Source organism: Steroidobacter cummioxidans (genome assembly GCF_003104955.1).
The window spans coordinates 149,262-162,703 of record NZ_LSRW01000004.1; the positions used below are offsets into that span (position 1 = coordinate 149,262).

The 13,442-nt window shown below is 61.8% G+C and carries 11 protein-coding genes; 5 read left to right on the forward strand and 6 right to left on the reverse strand.

Going from position 1 to position 13,442, the window contains the following annotated elements:
- The first annotated feature begins 58 nt into the window (after positions 1–58).
- The 4 genes from D0550_RS03055 (at position 59) to D0550_RS03070 (ending at position 7,722) form a co-directional block, all read left to right on the forward strand.
- Positions 59–2,869, forward strand: coding sequence for a TonB-dependent receptor (locus D0550_RS03055; RefSeq protein ID WP_116807623.1), 2,811 nt, complete (start codon positions 59–61; stop codon positions 2,867–2,869).
- 112 nt (positions 2,870–2,981) lie between these two features.
- Positions 2,982–6,266, forward strand: coding sequence for a S41 family peptidase (locus D0550_RS03060; RefSeq protein WP_116807624.1), 3,285 nt, complete (start codon positions 2,982–2,984; stop codon positions 6,264–6,266).
- A 74-nt stretch (positions 6,267–6,340) separates the two neighbouring features.
- Positions 6,341–6,883, forward strand: a complete 543-nt coding sequence (locus D0550_RS03065) for a RidA family protein (protein WP_206606063.1) — start codon at positions 6,341–6,343, stop codon at positions 6,881–6,883.
- Between the two features lie 23 nt (positions 6,884–6,906).
- Positions 6,907–7,722: a MerR family transcriptional regulator gene (locus D0550_RS03070; protein ID WP_116807625.1), complete on the forward strand. Its 816-nt coding sequence runs from the start codon at positions 6,907–6,909 to the stop codon at positions 7,720–7,722.
- 1 nt (position 7,723) lies between these two features.
- On the opposite strand, the gene D0550_RS03075 is transcribed toward D0550_RS03070, so the two are convergent.
- The 4 genes from D0550_RS03075 to D0550_RS03090 all read right to left on the reverse strand — a co-directional run bounded on the left by D0550_RS03075 (position 7,724) and on the right by D0550_RS03090 (position 10,662).
- Complete coding sequence (locus D0550_RS03075) at positions 7,724–8,239, reverse strand: DUF1697 domain-containing protein (RefSeq protein ID WP_116807756.1); 516 nt, start codon at positions 8,237–8,239, stop codon at positions 7,724–7,726.
- A gap of 32 nt (positions 8,240–8,271) precedes the next feature.
- The gene (locus tag D0550_RS03080) at positions 8,272–9,603 is read right to left on the reverse strand and encodes a hypothetical protein (RefSeq protein ID WP_153067014.1); all 1,332 of its coding nucleotides are present in this window, start codon (positions 9,601–9,603) and stop codon (positions 8,272–8,274) included.
- Positions 9,604–9,747: 144 nt separating this feature from the next.
- Positions 9,748–10,152 carry a lysozyme inhibitor LprI family protein gene (locus tag D0550_RS03085; protein WP_116807627.1) on the reverse strand — a complete coding sequence of 135 codons (405 nt, stop codon included), beginning with the start codon at positions 10,150–10,152 and terminating at the stop codon, positions 9,748–9,750.
- Between the two features lie 18 nt (positions 10,153–10,170).
- A complete protein-coding gene (locus tag D0550_RS03090) occupies positions 10,171–10,662 on the reverse strand; it encodes a DUF2938 domain-containing protein (RefSeq protein WP_116807757.1) in 492 nt (163 codons plus the stop codon).
- Positions 10,663–10,725: 63 nt separating this feature from the next.
- Between D0550_RS03090 and D0550_RS03095 the strand changes: the two genes are divergently transcribed.
- On the forward strand, positions 10,726–11,184 hold the full coding sequence (locus D0550_RS03095; protein ID WP_116807628.1) for a helix-turn-helix domain-containing protein: 459 nt from the start codon (positions 10,726–10,728) through the stop codon (positions 11,182–11,184).
- Positions 11,185–11,605: 421 nt separating this feature from the next.
- On the opposite strand, the gene D0550_RS03105 is transcribed toward D0550_RS03095, so the two are convergent.
- Positions 11,606–11,833: an addiction module protein gene (locus tag D0550_RS03105; RefSeq protein ID WP_116807629.1), complete on the reverse strand. Its 228-nt coding sequence runs from the start codon at positions 11,831–11,833 to the stop codon at positions 11,606–11,608.
- A 78-nt stretch (positions 11,834–11,911) separates the two neighbouring features.
- Positions 11,912–13,396, reverse strand: a complete 1,485-nt coding sequence (locus D0550_RS03110; protein WP_116807630.1) for a glutamate synthase subunit beta — start codon at positions 13,394–13,396, stop codon at positions 11,912–11,914.
- Positions 13,397–13,442 lie beyond the last annotated feature (46 nt).

Here is a 13,442-nt window from a genome sequence, read left to right on the forward strand (position 1 = left end):
CCAAGGCCGCGGTCGCCACACAGAAGCGGTGCTGCATTCTCCATAGAGGAAAAGGGCTATGTCGTACACGATCATGAACGAAAGTGGCGCTGCGCGACTTCCTCGTGCGGTTGCACACGCATTGACGTACACGGGGGCTGTGGCGCTCGGGCTCGCGGTAAGCGCGCCGATTGAGCAGGCCGTTGCCGCCCAGGGCGATCAATCACTCGAAACAGTCATCGTCACCGGGTCGCGCATTCGCCGCACCGACGAAGGTGCGCTGCCGGTTCAATCCATCACGCAGGCACAGATCCAGAGTCAGGGTGTGACGACGTCGGAGCAGTTCCTGCAAACGGTGTCGATTGCCGTGCAAGGAAACTCCAACACCGTGTCGGCGTCCGGTTCCGGCGTGACCTCCGGCGGTGTATCGAGCGTGTCGCTGCGTGGCTTGGGCTCACAGCGCACACTGGTGCTCATCGACGGGCGCCGCGTCGCTGGCGGCGGCACGATCACGGACAGCACCTCTGTCGACATCAACAGCATTCCGCTCGCAGCCCTCGAACGAGTCGAAGTACTGAAGGAAGGCGCGTCGTCAGTCTATGGCTCCGATGCGATCGCCGGCGTCATCAACTTCATCCTGCGCAAGAACTTTCAGGGCGCGGATGTGAATGCCTACTATGGCGATTCCGAGAGAGGCGGCGGTGACGTGACCAAGGTCAGTGCCGTGCTCGGTTATGGCGACATCAAATCGGATCGTTTCAACGTGATGCTGGTCGGCAGCTGGCAAAAGGAGAAACCGCTGTTCGGGCGCGATCGCAGCTTCTCCAGATCCAGTATCAATGTCGCCGCGGGCAACGATGGAACGTCGGGTAACACGTTTCCGGCCAACGTGGCCTCAGAAGACGGCACCGTCGATGGCAATCCGAACGCGCCCGATTGCGCGCCCTCGGTAACGGACCCTTTCTTCAGTCCCGGCGTCTGTCGCTATGATCCCTCGCCCGAGGTGGCGCTGTTTCCCGAAGCCGAACGCTGGAGCGTGTACGGCACAGCGCGATACGCGTTCACGCCGAACATCACCGGATATCTGGAAGCTTCGTACAGCAGCAACTGGATGGAGTTCACCATCCAACCGGTGCCACTGTCCGATCAGTTCGTACTGCCGCCGAACAATCCGTTGTTCAACCTCGCCCCCTATAACGGCTTCGCGACAGTGCTGCTGACACCCACGAGCCCCTTCTATCCGACAGCGTTCGCCACCGGGCAGAGCGGTGCGACGCCCGATCTGCTGGTGCGCTACCGCTCGGTCATCACGGGCAACCGCCGTTGGACCGACCAAATCAACCAGCCGCGCTTCGTGCTCGGCATCGGCGGCGACAGCGGTGGCTGGAACTGGGATGTCGCCGGACTGTACTCAGAGACCAAGCTCACCGAAGACTTCAAGAACGGCGGTCCGGCGTACTCGCAGATCCTGCCGCTGCTCAATAGTGGCCAGGTGAATTTCTTCGGCGACAACACGCCCGACATCCTGGCGGCTGCGGACGCGACACAATTCAGAGGCCGGGCGTACTCGACCACGACGAAGATCGAAGGAGTGGCCGGCAGCGTCTCGAAGGATCTCGCCAAGCTGAATGCGGGCCCGCTGGCGCTGGCGTTCGGTTTGGAATACCGCAAAGAATCATTCAACACGGACCCAAGCGCGGCCATTCAATCGGGCGACATAGCCTCGTACGGCGGTAACTTCTTTCCCATCGATCGCAGTCGCAATGTGTACGCGGCGTTTGCGGAATTGAACATTCCGATCGTGCAGACGCTGGAAGCGAATCTCGCCGTGCGCTACGACGACTATGAAGGCACGGGCAGCAAGACAGTGCCGAAGATCAGCGCGCGCTGGAAACCGTTGGACTGGCTGCTCTTCCGCGGGTCCGCTGGCCAAGGTTTCCGCGCGCCCAGCCTGTCGGAATTGTGGCAACCGCAAGTGACGGGCGTGTCGGGGTCGGGCCTCAACGATCCCGAGCGCTGCAATGTGGTCGACGCGAATGGCGTCCTCAATCAGGATTCGCGGGATTGCGCGACCCAGTTCCCGATCACGATCGGCGGCAATCCGAATCTGAAGCCCGAGGAGTCGGACAACTACACCCTCGGCGTCGTCTTCGAGCCTTCCGCCGACTACTCGTTCGGTTTCGACGGCTTCTACATAAAGCTCAAGGAGACGATCATCTTCGGTGTGAATCCGACGGCGATTCTTACGGACATCGGTCGATTTGGCGACCTGGTCACGCGCGGCCCACCGGAAGTGGCGACGCCGGGCCTGCCGGGCCGCATCATCAACATCGATCAGGTCAACCTGAACTTCGGCGAAACCAAGGTGGCGGGCGTGGATGCCGATTTTCGCGCGCGCTTCGATATAGGCAAAGCCGGCGCGCTCACGGCATCGATCGTCGGCACGTACTTCGCCAAGTACGAGATCCAGAACCCGGACGGCAGCTTCGACAGCATTCTCGGCGAGGTCAGTCCGATCACGAACGGCGCCGGCGGCGTGATACCACGCTGGCATCACTATCTGACACTTGGTTGGAATCTCGGCCCGTGGGAGGCGACCATCGCGCAGAATTATCAGACCAGCTACCACGACCTGCCGGGCAACGCCACGGATCCGCCGATAACGCGTGACGTGGCTTCGTATCTGATCCATGACGCGCAGGTGGCGTACCATCTCGAGAACTGGCGCTTCGCAGTCGGCGCTCGCAACTTCACGGATCGCGATCCGCCGTATACCAACGCCGGTGGTGGTCTGAACTTCTTCCAGGCCGGCTACGATCCTGGCTACGCCGATCCGCGCGGCCGCTTCTGGTACGGTCAGCTGAGCTATTCGTTCGCCGGAGGGAAATAGCCGCTAGTTTGTCTCGTTGCAGCCGTTGCGGGATGCTCCAATGGAGCCATTCCGCGGCGCAGCCGTGCGGCTATCATGCGAGTCCAGCCAGCCAGGAAGGACTCGCAGAACGATGAAACATACAACGATGCTCGCGTTGCTTGGCTTCGCGATGGCGCCGCTCGGTTACGCGGCCGATGTTGGGAACACACGAATGCTTTCGAGTCCGGCCGTGCACGGCCAGAACCTGGCATTTGTATACGACAACGACATATGGCTGACCTCGCTCACCGGCGGCAGCGCGCGACGTTTGACTCAGGCGCCCGGCAAGGAATCAGCCCTGCGCTTCTCGCCAGATGGGCAATGGCTGGCATTCAGCGCCAACTATGGCGACAACACCGATGTATACGTGATACCGGCGCAAGGCGGAGAGGTGCGGCGGCTCACGTGGCATCCGGGGCGCGATATCGTGCTCGGGTTTACGCCGAACGGACGCGTATTGTTCTCTTCCGAGCGCGGGCGATTCGTGCCACAGACCACGCAGCTCTATTCGGTCGCCGTGACTGGCGGCGTGCCGGAGCGCTTGCCGGTGCCTTCCGGGAACAAGGCGGCGTTGTCCGCCGATGGCCGCACGCTGGCTTACACGCCGGATCGTGAGGCATTTCGTCAATGGAAGAACTATCGCGGTGGCACCCAGAGCCGACTCTGGTTGATGGATATGGGCGACTACTCGGTGAAGGAGGTGCCCAAGCCCGCCGGCGGCGGCAACGACACCGACCCGATGTGGATCGGCAGCACGTTGTATTTCAACTCCGACCGCAACGGCGAGTTCAATTTGTTTCGAGCCGATGCTGGCAGCGCCACCCAACTCACGCAGCTGAAGGACTTCCCTGTCACCGATCCGAGCTCGGATGGCGCGGGCATCGTCGTATTCGAACACGCTGGCTACTTACATCGATTGGATACACGCGACAACTCGGTGCAGCCGATTCGCATCTCGGCGATTTCCGACTTGATCGAAACGCGCCCGCGTCTGGCCAGCGATCCAAAATGGCTGCGCGAAGCGGCGGGCTCGCCCGACCTCAAGCGCATGGCATTCAACTATCGCGGCGAGATCGTCACCGTGCCGGCGGAAAAAGGCGATGCGCGCCAGCTCAGTCGCTCGACCGGTGCGAACGATCATTCGCCGGCGTGGTCCGCCGATGGCAAGAAGATCGCCTGGTTCTCGGACGTGAGCGGTGAGTATGAGCTGCTGCTCACGGATCAAGACGGCAAAGGTCAGCCGCGGCACTACAAGCTCACGGGCGCGGGATTCTACGATCGGCCGGTGTTTTCTCCCGACGGCACCCGCATCGCCTATCGCGACAACAGCCAGTCGCTGTGGGTGATCGAGCTGGGCAGCGGCAAGAACATCAAGATCGCGTCCGAGCCGGTGTACACACCGTTCAATCCGATGCGGGCCAGCTGGTCGCCGGATTCGCGCTGGCTCGCCTACACGGTGCACGTGGCGGGCTTGATCCAGACCGCCAATGTCTGGTCCGTGGAGACGGGTCGCTCGATCCAGGTGAGCGATGGCCTCTCGGAAATGCTCGAGCCGGTGTTCGATCCGAACGGCGAGTTCCTGTATGTGCTGGCTTCCACCGATGCCGGGCCGGTCAAGGACTGGTTCTCGCAGATCAATATCGACAGCCCGGTGCGTTTCGGCCTCTATGCCATCTCGCTCCGGCAGGACGGCCCGAGCGCGGTGCCACCGCAAAGTGACGAAGTGGATCTGCAGGCGTGGTCGGGCGCTGCGACCGAATCGGGCGACAAGAAGGCGAAGGACGCTGCGAAAGATGCCAAAGGCAAAGAAGCCGGCAAGCCGCAGATCGTTCGCATCGACGCTATTGGTATCGAAGATCGCATCGTCGCGCTGCCCGTGGGTGTTGGCGCGCGCCATGACCTGCGCGTCGGTGCGAGCGGCGAAATCTATTTCATCGAAGGCTCGGGCGCGACGGCACAGGAAGCGCTCAGCAAGCCCGGCGAATTGAAGCGCTTCACGCTCCAGAAGCGCGAAACCAAGACCTTGGCCAAGGGCGTGGAGGATTTCGTCCTGTCGCGCGACGGCAAGCGCATTGGCTATCGCGTCGGAAAGGACTGGTTTGTGACCGACGTTGCCGATGAGTTGCCGGCAGGCAAGGGCAAGCTCGCACTCGACAAGGTCAGCGTCGCCGTGGATCCGCGGGCCGAGTGGGCGCAGATCCTCGATGAGGCCTGGCGGATCAATCGCGATTACTTCTATGCGGAGAACTATCACGGCGCCGATTGGCCGGCGATGCGCGCGAAGTATCGAGCCTTCCTGCCGGATCTCGCCCGACGCAGCGACCTGGAGCGCGTCATCGAAATGATGCTGAGCGAGCTTGCAGTCGGGCACAGCTATCAATCGCCCGGCGACGATCCTTTCAAGCCGGCGAAAGTCGCGGTCGGCCTGCTCGGCGCCGATTACACCATCGAGCGCGACCGCTATCGATTCAGCAAGATCCTGGGCGGCCTGAACTGGAACCCGGATCTGCGTTCGCCGCTGCGGGCCCCTGGGGTGTATATCAAACCGGGTGAATATCTGTTGGCGGTGGATGGCGTCGAGCTGCGTGCGCCGACCAGCGTGTATTCATTGTTCGAGAATCGCGTCGACCGGCAGGTGCGCATCACCGTCGGTCCGAGTCCGGATGGCAAGGATGCGCGCGACCTTGTAGTCATGCCGATCGGCGATGAAATGTCGTTGCGTTACATGGACTGGGTGGAAGGAAACATCCGCTACGTTTCCGAGAAGAGCGGCGGGCGTCTCGCTTACGTGCACGTGCCCGATACGGCCAACGGCGGACACACGATGTTCAAGCGTTATTTCTATCCTCAGACGCAGCGCGCCGGCCTGATCCTGGACGAGCGCTACAACCGCGGCGGACAGATTGCGGATTACTACATCGACGTGCTGCGCCGACCGCCCATTGCGCATTGGAAGATGCGCTATGGCGAAGATATGGTCAGTCCGCGCGGCGCCATTCAGGGACCGAAGGTACTGCTTGCCAATGAAAACGCCGGCTCGGGCGGCGATCTGTTGCCTTGGATGTTCAAACGTTTCGAGCTGGGGCCCATCGTCGGCAAGCGCACCTGGGGCGGCTTGGTCGGCATCCTCGGTTATCCGCCGCTGATGGACGGCGGCGGTGTGACGTCACCCAATATCGCGTTCTGGACCGAGGAAGGCTATCGCGTGGAGAACGAAGGCGTAGCCCCCGACGTGGAGGTGGAACAGTGGCCACGTGAGGTCAACGCCGGCCGCGATCCGCAACTCGATCGCGCCATCGAGATTGCGCTGGCCGAGCTCGACCAGAATCCGCCGACGCCGGCGAAAGCGCCAGCGTTCCCGGTGCGAACCAGATAGCGAGGAGCGCGCGAGTCTTGACTCTCCCACGACGGGAGAGTCGAGAGTCGCTGGGTATGCCGGAGGAGCCCAGCATGAGTCGCAACCAGTCCCCTTCATCCACTCGGCGTGACTTGATCAAATCGGCAGCGCTGGTCGGCGCCGCAGGTGTCGCAGCACCGGTAGCTCCGGTGCTTGCTCAGATGTCAGCCGCAGCAAACAGGCAACTCAATAGCAATTTCCGCCTCTACGATCCCGATAACCTGCCGCCGAGCCCCGGCTTCTCGCAAGTTGCGGAAGTCGCACGAGGCAAGCTTGTTTATATTGCTGGGCAGGTGCCACGCAATGCGGCGGGCGATCTGGTTGGGCCGGGCGATTTCCGCGCACAGCTCGAGCAGGTCTTCATCAATCTGGATAGCGCCGTGCGCTCGGCCGGTGCGACGTTTGCCGATGTCATCAAATTGAACTACTACTGTGTCGCCAGTATCGAACCCGCTCAGCAGCGCGCGGTTGTAGAGGTGCGGGATCGCTACGTGAACACGCAGTTGCCGCCGGTGAGTACCTTCGTGTTTGTTAGCCGACTCGTGCATCCGGGCTGGTTGATCGAGATCGAAGCGGTCGCGGTACTACCGTCTTAGCTCATCGCTCCGGAGGTTCCTCGATGCTCCGAATTGGCGAGTTTGCCCGCCTGGGCAATGTTTCGATCAAGCTGGTTCGTCACTACGACGAGATCGGGCTGCTGCCTGCCGGCGCCACCGATCCGAACACCGGCTATCGATACTACTCGGTCACTCAACTGGCGCGGCTCAATCAGTTGCTTGTGTATCGCAGTCTCGGCTTTTCATTGAAAGAGGTGCGCCGGCTGTTGCGTGACGATGTTTCGTCCGATCAGCTGCGCGACCTGCTCACCCAGCGTCGCACCAGTCTGCGCGCAAAGATCGAAGCGGAACAGGCGCGGCTGGAGGAAGTGGAGGCGCGCATCTCACAGATCGATCGCGAGGGACGCCCGTCGCCTTACGAGGTAACGATCCGCAGCATCGCCGCGGCCGTTGCTGTCAGTTTGCGTCGTACCTGTGGGTCATACGACGAAGTCGGCGAGTTGCTGCGGTACTTGCGTGCGAAATTGCCTTCCCGCTCGGCCGTGGTCGGGGAAGGCGCGATCTGGCACAAGTGCTCTGGCGGTGCCGAGCAGATCGATTGCGAGGCACTGGTGTTTCTGGATCGCGGCAAATCGGCGCATCCAGACGGGCTGGACGTCGTCGGCGTGCCGGCATGCACTGTCGCTTCGATCATCTGCGACGGCACCGTTGAAGACGCTCGCCCAGCTTACCGTGCTGCTATGGGTCGCGCGCGCCGCCTCGGATACTCGATCTCGGGGCCGATGCGAGAGCGCTACTTGTGCCCTCTGGGGTCGAATGGTGCGGCGATCGAATCGCAGTTTCCGCTCGTGCCGGAGAAGAGACTGGGCTTCGGCTGAGCTACGCCGCCGCGCATTTCTCCACGGTTGCCAATGTTCGTGTTGTGATCTCCGCGCCGAAGATCTTCTCGATGAGCCGCATGAACTCCGGTGATCCCGGGTGCGGTACATACGATGTGAGCACTTCTTGACCACGGATGGCCAGGATCCGAGCGTCCCCCGATTTGATCGGCAGCGACAACTTCGCTGTCGACGCCTCGCGAAGAAAGGTCACCACGTGCTTCGATTTCGCCGGCAGCTTGAATGCGCCGTAGGGGTCGGCGTCGATCAATTCCTGCAATGCTTTAGTCGATCGCACGATGGTCAGAAACGTGCGATCCAAATGCTCCTGCATCGCCTTTTCAGCCCGGCGTGCCAGTGCCGACTCGGACTTCGACGGCGAATCGAACACCACATTGCCGCTGGCAAGCACGGTCTTTACGTTGGTAAAGCCGGCGCTTTCAAAGGCCCGCTTCACTTCGGGCATCTTCGCATTCATCGGACTCACGCCGCGAAGGAAAGCAACGTAGCGAGGCATCATCGGCTCCTGTAGCGTCTGTAGCGGATCATCTATTCTGTGCCCTCGACGCGCTCGATGCGGAAGTCGCCGGATCTCGTGGCGGGGACCAGTCGCCAGCCCAGCTCGAGCGTCAAAGTCCAGCCCGGGCCGGTCACGATTCCCTGAGCGTCCGGTGCGATGATCTTCGGTGCAGCGACTCGGGCGCGATCGCGATACCCCGGCGCCAGCGCACCGCCGTCCTGGAGCGTCAAACGCCCCCAGGGGCCGATCAGGGTGGATTTCGGGTAGACGTTGCCTTCATCGCCCAGCGACAGCACGGTGTTGGGGTTGTATAGCAGGCGCCGCTCGGGCAGCTCGACGTGCAACACCGGCCCCTCGATCAGCGCTTGCCGATAGCGCTTTCGTTCGGCGGTGAGGTGCTCGGACCGCTTCGTTTCCTCTTCCCGAATCGTGGCATAGCCATAGATCGCCGCGCGCCGGTCTGCTACGTCGCGGCGTGCTGAGCTCGCTTCGGGCGCTGCCAGTGCCGAGGCGAGGTGTCGAGCCAGGTCGGGTGTGGTTCCAATGCTCCGCCGCCAGCCAGGTTGATATCGATCGAGCAGCATTCCCAGTGCGGGACCGGTGCCATAGCCGAGCGAGCGAACATAGGTCGTGCGTTTCTCGAAAGCTTCCACGCGTCGCGCTATCTCCTCCATGCCGGCGCCGGTCGCGTCGAGGGCGAAGCGCATGCCGGTGTACTCGGCCAGACCTTCGTGTCCTTCCAGGCGGCGTTCCACAGGCTCTGAATCGGGGAACGAAGCGTTCCGAATGTGCCGGAACAGCAGCGCATCGAGCGCGGCCTCGCGTGCATCGTCGCCTTCGCTGCGGAGCGAGCGAGCCAACGCTCGCAGTTCCAGGCGCAGCCACGTGCGAGCTTCCTGTTCGTCCAGATGTTGAGCCATCGTGTCGGCCATGTCGAAGCCGAGCTCCGGCTGTATGCGATGGAACGATTCATGAGCGAGCAACTGGAGTCGCGTGAAGGGATCTTGCGACAGCGGCAACATCACCACCGCCCACTGTGTTCCTCCCCACGCCATCGCCGTGTTCGCCACGTCCATCTCTGTGGGCCACTTACCGAGAAACATTCCCTCCTGGCGCTTGAACTGCCCGCCCGGCGCCGGCTGATTCGCCACCGCCTCGCGCGTGCTCGGATCGACCAGAACGATCGGACCGCACAGTTGTGCTGGCCAAAGGGCTTCGGCCCGGTTACACCCCTCCTTGAACGCGATCAGCGCTTGAATCGCCTCATCCGTATTCGCTGCGAGTGCGCCTACGGGTGTGAGCGAAATAAACGAGCACGCGACGACCAACAAGGCACATGTGCGAGATCGAATGGGTTGCATGGAGCCTCTCCCTGAGTTGCCAGCCTCGTCATTGATCACATTTGCGGTGCGCCCGTGCCTGCACAGGCAACTTCCGCATGTTGAATCGCTGAATCATAACGACTCTGGGCGGAAGGTCCCACTCCGCCGGGCTTTCCAGTCGTTTCAATCGGCCGGCCTGCCCTCGTCGATAAATCTCTGCAGGCGAGCGGTGCGCTCACGGGTGAGTTTGGTTTTATACGCGGTCATGGAGAGCGGCAGCATGCTGCCCCAGCAGACACGCGGGTCTTTTTCGTTGCAAGCGTAAGTCGCGTCGATCTCGGCGTCCCTGAACGCAATCCAGGCGCGTTGCGCGGCTCGCAGCTTGCGGATGAATGTCGGGTCCTGGCTCTCTTTCTTCAACACGGCGGCGTATGTTTGGTTCAGCTCCTGATCGGCGCGCTTGAATTCATCGAGTGCGCAAGCGTTGAGCTCCAGCTGCGTGCCAGCTTCGTTGCATTTGATCGTTTCGGCGCCCCAGGTTGCTGAAGACGCGGCGGCGAGAAGGAGTAACGGAAGGTGGCGTAGCATCGAGCAATCTCTACAGGATCAATGCTGTCCAAGGTAATAGGTGACACACGCCGCCGTCCATAGACCGAAGCCAAAGATCGCGTGAGTTATCAAGCTCTGCAATCGTGCGGAGCCAGGCTTCGGTGTGCGTGAGGCGGCGATGCCTGCGCCCATACCTGGTTGCATCAGGAAGAACGGTGCGGCCACGGTGGCTACGCCGAACGCCAGCGCGGGGCCGAGTGTCGGACGGCGAAGCCACTCAGAGCCTACGATGGATATCAGACCGGCGGCGAACGCGATGCCGATGATGTAGTGACTGCTCCAGCCAATAACGCGCTCTGCCGCGATCGGTGAAGCTGCTGCGATCCGGTCATGACGGAACTTGCCGTGCGTCATATGACCGATCCACCGGCCGACCATGCCGTAGTCAGGAGAGGGAAGGCCGAACAGGTATTTACGCGCGACGCCCCACACATCCATGAGCATGGTGGCGCCCACCCCGGTGAGAACCAGCGAAAGCGAGTCGTTCATGAGTTGCACTCCAGTGGCGTTGCTTGGCAGAGTGCCACTTCAAGTCAACTTGAGGTCAAGAGGATGGACATTGCTGAGGTCGCGCGCAGGTCCGGCGTTCCCGCCTCGACCTTGCGTTACTACGAAGAGAAGGGGCTGGTCACGTCGATCGGCCGGCACGGGCTGCGACGTTTGTTTGCTGCGTCGGTGCTGGAGCGACTGGCGTTGATTTCAATGGGCCGAGCTGCGGGCCTGTCGCTGGATGAGATCGCGCAAATGTTTGCAGCCGACGGCAACTTACAGATCGATCGGAAGCTGCTGGCCCTCAAGGCTGACGAACTCGATACAACGATCCGCAAGCTGACCGCCATGCGCAATGGCCTGCGCCACGCCGCCACTTGCCCGGCACCGAGCCATATGGAATGCCCAACCTTCCGCCGTCTGCTCGGCCTGGCGACCTCCGAGATGAGCGCGAAGGGAAGGCAAGAGAAGCCTGCGAAGAAGCGCCCAACGAAACTGCCTCAGCAGGCTCGCCGGCGCTAATTCGCCGGCGGCGTCGAAGCGGACATCGAAGCGGACATGAATGCGGTCGTCAATAGAAACAAACGTTCGTAACGGTACGCGAACGGATTACCCGGATTTCGAAGGAGCGAGTTGGTAAACGGCCCCTTCCTCTTGAACCCGGAACTGCCAATACTCTGGCCGGCGCGAGTGGTGGGCTACGGCAACAATGAGGATGCCGTCCGTTTTCTGGCCGATAAACGACCGCGAAGGGAAAACCGCGAACAAAAATTCGTCGCGTATGTTTGGACCCTGGAGCGCCGGAGAAAGGAAATGCAAGAGCCCTGGCTGTTGCCGCCTCTACCGCCGCGGCAAAGCATGCGCCGAACCTAGCTCTTGCGTCTGTAGTACGCAACCTGCGCGAGAAACTCACGCCGAGCTGGCGCGATGAATCTCGCGCGCTTCATCGCGAGAGGCGACGCGCGTCAGCAAACACATCTTCTGCCGAATACGCGGAGATCCCTCCTCGATCGAATGCCGCGATGCGCTGCTCAATCTCCTCAGTCCAGGCTTTCTCGACATCGGAAATAGGCGAGTGCAGCGATTCCAGCAGGCTCTCCGCGAGTTTCGCGCGATCCTCGGCTGACAGGGCCCGGGCTTGCTCTTCGAGCTGCTTTAGGGAAGTTGGCATAGGCACCTCCACGTCCGACTGTGGAGTCTACCTCGACTGGAGGGGATCGGAATCGATCCCCTCGCTTAACACCGAAATTCAGGGAAGCTCTGTTGTCCCCATCAAATACCGATCGCACTCACGGGCCGCGCCGCGGCCTTCGTTGATCGCCCAGACGATCAAGCTCTGACCGCGACGGCAGTCACCGGCAGCGAACACGCCTTTGAGGCTCGTAGTGAACTTGCCGTGATCGGCCTTCACGTTGCTGCGGGCATCGGTCTCAACCGCGAGATCTTTCAGCAGCATCTGCTCAGGGCCGAGAAAGCCCATGGCGAGCAGCACGAGCTGAGCGGGATATACCTTCTCCGTGCCCGGCACTTCGACCGGAACGAAGCCGCCCTTGTCGTTCTTCTGCCAATCGATCTGCACGGTGACGACTTCCTTCACGGCACCCTCGGCGTCGACGCCGAAGCGCTTCACCGTCGTGAGATACGTGCGGGGGTCAGCACCGAATTTGGCTGCGGCCTCTTCCTGGCCGTAGTCCATCTTGTAGACCTTGGGCCATTCCGGCCAAGGATTGTCATTGGCGCGATCCATCGGAGGCTGCGCCATGATCTCGATCTGAGTGACGGACTTGCAGCCCTGGCGCACGGCCGTGCCGACGCAGTCGGTGCCGGTGTCGCCGCCGCCGATGACGATCACGTCTTTGCCGCGAGCGTGAATCGGAGCGTGATCGGCGCCGCCGTTCAACAGCGCCTGGGTGCTGCCAGTGAGATAGTCCATGGCGAAGTGCACGCCCTTGGAAGAGCGACCGTCGACCGGCAGATCACGAGGCTGAGTGGCGCCAGTCGCGATGACGATGGCGTCGAAGTCTTTGCGCAGCAGCTGCGGCTCGACGTTGTCACCCACGTTGGCGTTGCAGATGAATTTGATGCCTTCCTGCTCCATCAGCTTCAAGCGACGCTCAACGACCTCCTTCTTGTCGAGCTTCATGTTCGGAATGCCGTACATCAGCAGACCGCCCGGGCGATCGGCACGCTCGAGCACGGTCACAGAGTGACCGGCCTTGTTCAACTGCGCGGCAGCGGCGAGGCCCGCGGGACCGGAGCCGATGACCGCGACCTTCTTGCCAGTGCGAGTCTTCGGCGGCTCGGGCAGCACCCAGCCTTCTTCCCAGCCGCGATCGACGATGGCGTTTTCGATCGTTTTGATCGTGACGGGAGGGTTGTTGATGCCGAGCACGCACGAACCTTCGCACGGGGCCGGGCACACGCGACCGGTGAACTCGGGGAAGTTGTTGGTCATGTGCAGACGGTCGAGCGCTTCGCGCCACAGTCCGCGATAGACCAGATCGTTCCATTCCGGAATCACGTTGTTCACCGGACAGCCCGAGGCCATGCCGCTGATCAATTTGCCGGTGTGACAGAACGGCACGCCGCAGTCCATGCAGCGAGCGGCTTGATTGCGCAGCCGCTTGTCTTCCATGTGGTGATGGAATTCTTTCCAGTCCTTGACGCGTTCCTGCGGAGTGCGATCGACCGGCAGCTCGCGTAGATACTCGATGAATCCTGTTGGCTTACCCATGACTGATTGGCTCGTGGCTAAATGATGAATGACGGTCAGGCTGCGA